Annotated in this window: 9 protein-coding genes; 7 read left to right on the top strand and 2 right to left on the bottom strand. The window is 45.4% G+C overall.

The genetic code is table 11. From position 1 onward, the window contains the following. Positions 1 to 592: 592 nt before the first annotated feature. A complete protein-coding gene (locus tag B3K91_RS06440) occupies positions 593 to 1,672 on the bottom strand; it encodes an iron-containing alcohol dehydrogenase family protein (RefSeq protein ID WP_214060748.1) in 1,080 nt (359 codons plus the stop codon). A 272-nt stretch (positions 1,673 to 1,944) separates the two neighbouring features. Beyond that, positions 1,945 to 2,307 carry a DUF4180 domain-containing protein gene (locus B3K91_RS06435; RefSeq protein WP_214060747.1) on the bottom strand — a complete coding sequence of 121 codons (363 nt, stop codon included), beginning with the start codon at positions 2,305 to 2,307 and terminating at the stop codon, positions 1,945 to 1,947. 396 nt (positions 2,308 to 2,703) lie between these two features. On the opposite strand from B3K91_RS06435, the gene B3K91_RS06430 reads away from it, so the two are divergent. The 7 genes from B3K91_RS06430 to B3K91_RS06400 all read left to right on the top strand — a co-directional run bounded on the left by B3K91_RS06430 (position 2,704) and on the right by B3K91_RS06400 (position 7,232). Then, positions 2,704 to 3,258, top strand: coding sequence for a hypothetical protein (locus B3K91_RS06430; RefSeq protein WP_214079684.1), 555 nt, complete (start codon positions 2,704 to 2,706; stop codon positions 3,256 to 3,258). 372 nt (positions 3,259 to 3,630) lie between these two features. Next, a complete protein-coding gene (locus B3K91_RS06425) occupies positions 3,631 to 4,206 on the top strand; it encodes a hypothetical protein (RefSeq protein WP_213918274.1) in 576 nt (191 codons plus the stop codon). Between the two features lie 38 nt (positions 4,207 to 4,244). Next, entirely contained in the window at positions 4,245 to 4,598 is a 354-nt protein-coding gene (locus B3K91_RS06420; RefSeq protein ID WP_213918276.1) for a VOC family protein, read from the top strand. Between the two features lie 200 nt (positions 4,599 to 4,798). Next, entirely contained in the window at positions 4,799 to 5,257 is a 459-nt protein-coding gene (locus B3K91_RS06415) for a hypothetical protein (protein ID WP_292592204.1), read from the top strand. Then, on the top strand, positions 5,233 to 5,592 hold the full coding sequence (locus B3K91_RS06410; protein ID WP_292592205.1) for a hypothetical protein: 360 nt from the start codon (positions 5,233 to 5,235) through the stop codon (positions 5,590 to 5,592). Before B3K91_RS06415 ends, B3K91_RS06410 begins: the two co-directional genes overlap by 25 nt. Then, on the top strand, positions 5,589 to 5,969 hold the full coding sequence (locus B3K91_RS06405) for a hypothetical protein (protein ID WP_292588955.1): 381 nt from the start codon (positions 5,589 to 5,591) through the stop codon (positions 5,967 to 5,969). Before B3K91_RS06410 ends, B3K91_RS06405 begins: the two co-directional genes overlap by 4 nt. Before the next feature lie 261 nt (positions 5,970 to 6,230). Then, entirely contained in the window at positions 6,231 to 7,232 is a 1,002-nt protein-coding gene (locus tag B3K91_RS06400) for an alpha/beta fold hydrolase (protein WP_292594417.1), read from the top strand. Positions 7,233 to 7,528 lie beyond the last annotated feature (296 nt).

Here is a 7,528-nt window from a genome sequence, read left to right as displayed (position 1 = left end):
GCGCCATCTCTTGACCCTACCTTTGAAGAAACGAGTGGAAGATCGAGGGAACGAGAGAGAACGCTTTGAACTTGAGATGAAGCTTCGCTTCGAGAAAGACGATATTCGAGACCACCAACATTACGAGAAATAGCAGATCCTGTATTTTGCAATGCACGATGACAGAACAAAAGAAGCGAAAAACGAGACGAGACGCACTTCAAAGAGCACACGCCCCATTTGCAATCGGTCACCCCCCGCTGAAGGGGATTTAAGATCAAGAGCAGAAGAGTGGTTCATCGTTCCGACACTACGTGTCCAGGTTCTTGGTTGAAGACCACGAGATCATGAGACAGCGAAACGGATGAGATGAGATCCAGAGAATATGATGTGGGTAATGATGAGCGTAGAGCGGTGATTTAAGATCAAGAGAGTAGAGATGCGTGAAATCGTGATTACTTGACAATGGTCACTGATTCTGGAACCAAGGAATGAAACATTTGAACTCCAAGAAGACGATGAGGGTATGATAAGGCTTTGCTAGAATGACAATATCTGTGAAAATCATCACACTATTTCCCTATGCGTTCCACAATATCTAATCTTGCCAGACTTATGTTCGGGAATCAGTGTGCGAAATGGCGTAACGAATTTCAGATACAGAGTCCTCAAAGACTTCAAGAAGCTTTTTATCATCCAGTGTATTGAGGATCGTGTATCGTTGCCTTATCGTTCTGGCAATCTTCAAGATCTCAGAAAACCTTCCACTATCAAATAGATCCTCCGGTAGATAGTTGAAAAATCCTAGATCGCAAAGGAGTTCCAATACTTTTTCATAGAGCTCGGCATCATACGCTTTGAGGACAATACAAGTGTAGAATCCAGTCTGATGGCCATGGAGAAAGTTACTGTTGAAAACAACATCTGCCGCGTGGGAGAGCATGTGCTCGGAACCGCTTGCAGAACGGGAGTTCCCCGCATATTCCATGGAAATTCCGCTCGTGATCAGCGAATTCACTAGTGTCTCCACAAAGTCTTCGTCATCAATGCTGGCGTGCCTGAAGTTGAGCAAACTCTTGTAGCTCATTACAGAAAGCGTCTTTGCGAAGTAATCGATCTGTTCTCCCGTACGCTGCGCTGAGAGCTCCCAATCAAGAATGGCAGGGACATTCGAAATCGCATCACCCAAACCTGCATAGAGATATTTCTTCGGTGCACTGTGTATTACGCTTACATCTGCAAAGAGGGCGAAAGGCATTCTCGCCCTGAGGCTGTCGCTTCTGCCATTGCTAAGCTTCATTGAAACGACAGGAGAACAAATTCCATCGTTCGAAGCTAAAGTAGGAAGAAGAATCAACGGGATGTTCAGAATGTGACCGAAGAACTTGACCGTATCGAGGACTGATCCACCGCCAATACCAACTAATGCATCAGGGCGAATACTATGAACAAGGTCGACTTTACTTATGAGATTGTTCAGGTTCGGCCTCTCATCAACCATGAACACAGATTGATCTTTGCTCTCTATTGAATCTCTTATATAAGGTAAGATGTCAAGCACTTCCTTCTGAGTGACAAAACAGACACTGTTGAATCTCATCATTTCTAGAAAAGCGGACAGTCCTTCAGAAGCGCCAGGCTTAACAATTATGTATTTTGGTATCTCTATCGATCTAGTGGAATGATCAATCAACACGTCACCTTCAGTTCGGAGCATTGGCAGACATTAATTTGAATCTGCTTCCAAATGAATTCTACCAGTTGCCCAAGCAGAAGGCAATTTAACGATCCCTTGTCTTTGTTGGCAGAAGAGTTGTTATGTAACTACATTATTGATTCGACATTTGTTTGAAGATCCCTATCTCCAAAACTGGATGTATGGACAAAGATGCCCGGCAAAAGACACCCAGAAGCGTCTGTCTAGATGGACCCCAGTCAAAAAAGGATACTTTGAGAATGTTCGTCCTAGTCAGCCCTTCGGGAGAGTTTCTTGATGGCCTCTTCTTCGGTAGCTACGAAGAAGTTCTGGGTGCCCCTGTTCGACTCGGCAATGAATGCACGCAGGCTGTTGCTATTAACACTGGTGAAGTCTCCGACAATTGCAAGCCTCAACCTGTAGTTCGTCATCTTCTGAAGAATCTCCCCCGCAAGACCTGTGTTGAGATCGTAGAACTCCTCTGGAAAGTGCTCCTTTCTGAATATGAAATCGGTGCAGCCTTCATAGACACTGTCCGATATTGAGTCAAGCAATGCCTGTGCATTACTTATAGCAACGTCTTGCGCATCATAAACTCCTATCTTTGCATTCTCATTTTCAATGATTTTCATTTTCTCACCGACCCCTGAGCGATCTCGGTATATGATATCAGAGAGCTGGAATGTAATCCAAATAGGGACTGATTCTCTTTCATGGCGCGAGCTTTGAGAACTAAGAAGCGTTCCTCAAAGGGCGAAAAACAGACCAGTGCAAGTGGCACCTTTTCGACCATGTTCAAAATTGCTACAGAAAGAGAAATGTGCTGGACGCAGAAAAGAACCGTTCCTTATCATCTGATAGATTGAGAGAGCAAACGAAAAAAGCCGGAAGTTCCCGAGAAGGGATACACCGATTTGCCCGCTTGTTTGATGTTGCCGACAAAGCATGAAATACTTCATGGCTGTTTGGATGCATCCGCATTATACAATATTACTCGAGAACAAATAGGTGTTTATGGGGGGATGTTCATGAGAAGAATACTGACATTGCTTTCTTTGGTACTCGCGATTCTAACGTTTGCACGATTCGAGATCAAACTGCCTGTCTTCTCGATGCCGGAGTTTGATTCAAGGAACGGTATCATAGAGGTCTTCACAGATTTCTCAGAGCAGAATCTATTACTTGAAGTGACTGTGGTCTTTGCGGATGAAGATCACCCGTGCGCGTTACTCGATTTCCTGTACGATGCCTACAGATTCTTCAGATACGGTCGTGTAGAAGATATAGAAACCTTCTACGTAAGATACAATTCCGACGGTCAGATAATCGTAATCGATTTTCCCGGCGTGTTCTCCGGAGACCACTCCTTCACTGACACGAAAGATCTGCACGGCTCGGCAGTCCTAATGATTCAATTCATAACGTTTTTGGAGGACAGGCCGATTGTTTTCGTGAACACTTGGAACCACATGTTCGGGGTCATGCCGTCTTTCGACAGAGCCACCGAGATTCTGTTCTTAGATTACGTTCTGACAGATGGAAAGAGAATCGATGCAGAGCGGAAATACTCATGGCATTACTGAACAGGTTTGAACTGTATCTCTCTGGAAGAAAGAGGCCGATTGTTCGAGAAAGCGTGAGAGCTGCTCATCAAGTGTAGACAGTTGATCATGTGAAGGACCATTATGTTGAGTCATTTTTTCTATGACGAATGAAGCGTTCTTCGCATGAAAATAAACCTGTAGAAACTATGAACGTAATTATTTGGATCGTCATTCCACAAAATTCCGGCCTTCTGTGGAGTGATAATCCGCGAACTCTTTTCGCAGCGGTTGTTCTGTAGATCCCTTCGCTTTTGTGTGGCGGTTGACTTATAATCTTTCATCGCAATCATTCAGCTAACGGCCGCCAGGTTGTTTGGAAAACATGAATATCGGCTCAAGGAGATGAAGTTCTTGAACAAAACCAGTCTAGAAAGGGTGAAAGTCGAAACAAGAGAGCTCGATAGGCGCGTGAAAAGCTACTCTGAGAGAGCCGATGACGGCACCGTACATGTCAAAGCAGACGACACATCGTTCGCAAAGCAAGATGCTGAAAAGCTTATCGAATTACTTGAAGAGCGGACCAGGTACCTACCATTGAGAAGAGGTCTGAGTGTTTCAATTGAAGGTCCTGAATCAGAGATGAAAGAGTTTATTCCGAGGGTCAGAAACTCTATCAGAGATTCTCTTGTTCCGCTAGTCTACTACGTTGATCTGGATCTGAAAAGACTGGCAAGATTAAGTGTCATTCTTATCGTGGTCGGCATGCTGGCAATGGGCAGCGCTTCGATCCTTACGGAATTATCATTTAACGCGTACGCTCTTCACGAAATTCTGGTCATTGCGAGCTGGGTTTTTATATGGGCTGCCGTTGAAACCTTCTTCTTCGAAAGAAGAAAGTTGAAGAACAGAAAGCACCATCTTCAAAGGATCTACTCAGCAGAGTTCACAACGGCTAATCAAAGGGGAAGTACCGCAACTCTAGATTAGCTTCAGCAGTAATACGTTATCGCTAGGAGGCGAATTCAGTGGCTAAGAAAATGCCAGTAGTTTACTGGGAAATCAACGCACTAGATGGGGAGTCACTTTCGGAATTCTATGAGGAAGTCTTCGAATGGGAAACAGAAGTTAGCGATACTAAATTCCATTCATTCAGGAGCGGAGACCCTAAAGGAATAAACGGAGGCATATTCACGGGAAAAGGCACTCTTCCTACTCACAGGGCTCTCTATATCGAAGTTGAGGATATGGATGAGATCATTGAACGAGTCAAGAATCAGGGACAGGAAATTCTCCAGGGGCCGTTCGAATCTGGGAATAATATCCTTGCATTCTTTACAGATCCAGAAGGCCATATGATCGGCCTGATACAGAGGAAGTAGAGAAAAGCACGATAGCTGCTGCGACACCGGCTTGTATAATGAATGTTGCTCGGATTCTTTCAAGATTTTAATACAAGAACTGAACCTGTAAAGTTAGAGACAGATCACTGAAGGCCGCTGTCATTGCGAAGCATCGATGATAATCAAGAATGCGAATGCTAACGAACAGTAAATAATGGAGTCCCCGGAAACGTCCCTCGTTGGGTCTCTGCAAAGAATTCATAGATTTTCTGGAAAGGGCAGAAAAGAGAACGGTAGCTTCTGAAGCAGCTGAGGAGTATCTCAATCAACGTTTCGATAGTATTGAAGCATCTCTGGCAAGAATCGAAAGTGAAGGCAATTTCATAACTGCCAAAGGAAAGAAAGAATTAATGCACTCCCTTGACGAGGCCGTCGAGGAGGCAGCAGAGGTCTTCAGAAGCTATGGTTTCATGTACACGAGATGGCCAAATCAAAAAGATCTCGAGCTGAGAAACAGAATCGATAACCTTGTTATAAAGAAAGAAAGCAACTCAGTTCACTATGAAAACCCTGCTGAGGTATTTGAAGTTGTGGAAAGACCGGCTGACTTGATAAGAGGAGAGTTGATCTGGCTGGATGTGGCATCGAATGCTATCACTCTCAAAGGTCTCAATTGTCCTTCGACAGAAATAGGCTAATAATTGAGATGAGGGCGGGTAGCGACCCTTCGACAAGATTCAAAGTATACGATCTGGATGCAGGCGAGTACGATGTCTTTGCTCTTCCTTTCGAAGCAGTTCAGATTGTCTCGACCGATCAATATAACTACAAATGGCGAGACGATGAAATACTTACCATTTATTCACACACCGGGCAAGCAGTTTCGGTCAATCGCGCAGGGAAGTTCTCTGAGTTTTCCTACAGCTCGGTAAACGGGCTGGAGTTCTTCGGATTCAGCGATACCGGCGACTTTGGCCTTTTCCGCGGGCAGAGGGGAAGATATTCGTCCAAGAGACGCAGACTTCTGCAGTGAAAAACATCGGAGTAACTTACTCGACGAACAAGCTTCACTGGCTGCCGGAAGAGGACAGAGTTTTCTTCATCGAAGAAAATGGCTTCATTGCAGTATTTTATGCAGTGAAGGGGACTCTATCTACAGAAGATCTCGTCCTCACCGCTTCATCCTGCGCGGTCCTCCCTGGCGGCAAGTGGCTAGTTTATGGAGATGCCTTCGAATTAAAGGCAATCAGACTGGATGGATCAGAAACAATCCGATTGCTTGAAGTATCTGAATCGAGCGAAATTTCAATCGCGGGGACCGTTCACTTGAGAGGAAATTTTTTCCTTCTCTTGTGGATGAAGCATGGAGAAGAATTCGACTACGCCGTTCAAGTGTGCAGCACATACTGATTGCGCAAAGTCTAGAGAGTGCCGGACACGCCACGGATTCTGCGTGATCAACTCTTGGCGGGAGCACCATTTGCATGAGAAAGAATTGCGGTCGTGGCGAAAGAAATACGTTAGTCTCTGTGAAGCATGAGAACTATGTTGACTGGACTGGAGAATGGCAGCCGATCAAATAACCTAAATGACAGATATTTGTCTCATCGCCTCTTCTCTGGGGGTGTATACTGAAATTGAAACCAAATCCTTATGTGAGGGGTGATTGTATTGAAAGTTACGAGGAGAGCTTCTCTGGCCGTAGTTCTGGTCTTGCTTCTTGGCACCATGCTTCTAGCGGCCGGAACCGAGTACACTGTTGTAAAGGGAGACACTCTATGGGAGATTGCAAAGACCTATGATGTCGACTGGAAGGAAATCGCTGAACTCAACGGAATCACTGATGAGTTTGCACTGCAGGTGGGAACGGTATTGAAGATTCCTGCGGCGTATACGGAAATATCGGTCATGATTCCCAATATCGATCATGATATTCCTGCTGTTATCTGCATCCCTAAAGGCGATGGACCATTTCCAATAGTCGTCATGCTTCATGGAACCGGCTCTGACAAGAGCGAAGCCGGCGGAGGCTACCTCCTGGCAGCTCCTGCTCTCGCAGAGGCAGGTATTGCCAGTGTCCGCTTCGACTTCATTGGTAATGGCGAGAGTACTGCAGACTACATCGACTACAACTTCACATCGGCTGTGGACGATACGAATATCGCCTTCGCTTACGCAGCAAGTCTTCCGAGAATAGACGGCCATAGAGCAGGAGTAATGGGCTGGAGCCAGGGTGGAACAATCGCTTTGCTCGCTGCAGGACAGAATCCGGCTTATAAATCGGTGCTTTGCTGGGCAGGCGCACCCGACCTGTCGGGTGTTGCAGATCTAGAAGCTTACGAAATTGCAAAGGAAAACGGATTCTATGAGCTTACATTTGAATGGAGAAGCTCCCTTAAGCTAGGTCTTCAGTGGTTCGATGAAGCTTATGGCACTGACGTGTTACAGGTCTTCTCTAACTCCACAGCGCCAGTACTAGCAATCAATGGTGCTCTAGATACAGTAGTTGATCCTGTAAATGCTCAGAGAATTGTCGATGCATCAAGAAACAATGAGTCAGAAGTTCTTCTTATAGAAGGCGCGGACCATACGTTCAACATTTTCACGGGGGACATGACAGCCTTTGATCAGTTGATCGGGGCCACCGTAGATTGGTTCGTCAAAACACTTTAGAGATCGTCTGAAAAAGAGGGACTCCATTTTTAGGAACAAGAGCAGTTCCTCGTTCCGACGCTTCGCGTCCACGTTCTTGGTCATCAGTTCCAAGTTCCAAGATTCAAGTTGCAAGTTATAAGAACAAAAGCTAAAAAGCGGCTCTCGGTTCTGGAGTCTGGCAAAGATTGAGCAATCACTATTCTAAATGCTCTCGAGGGTTTTATCCCAGATGTCTCTCCGCTGTATTCCAAGATCTAGTATTCGATTTCAACGAAGACGGCTCTAAACAGCGTACAGCGGCCTTTTCGGTGAAC

Origin of the sequence: Mesotoga sp. UBA5847, assembly GCF_002432735.1 — a bacterium.
Classification (GTDB): Bacteria; Thermotogota; Thermotogae; order Petrotogales; family Kosmotogaceae; genus Mesotoga.
Note: the sequence above shows the minus strand (reverse complement) of the source record. Positions and strands in the feature narration are given on the sequence as shown.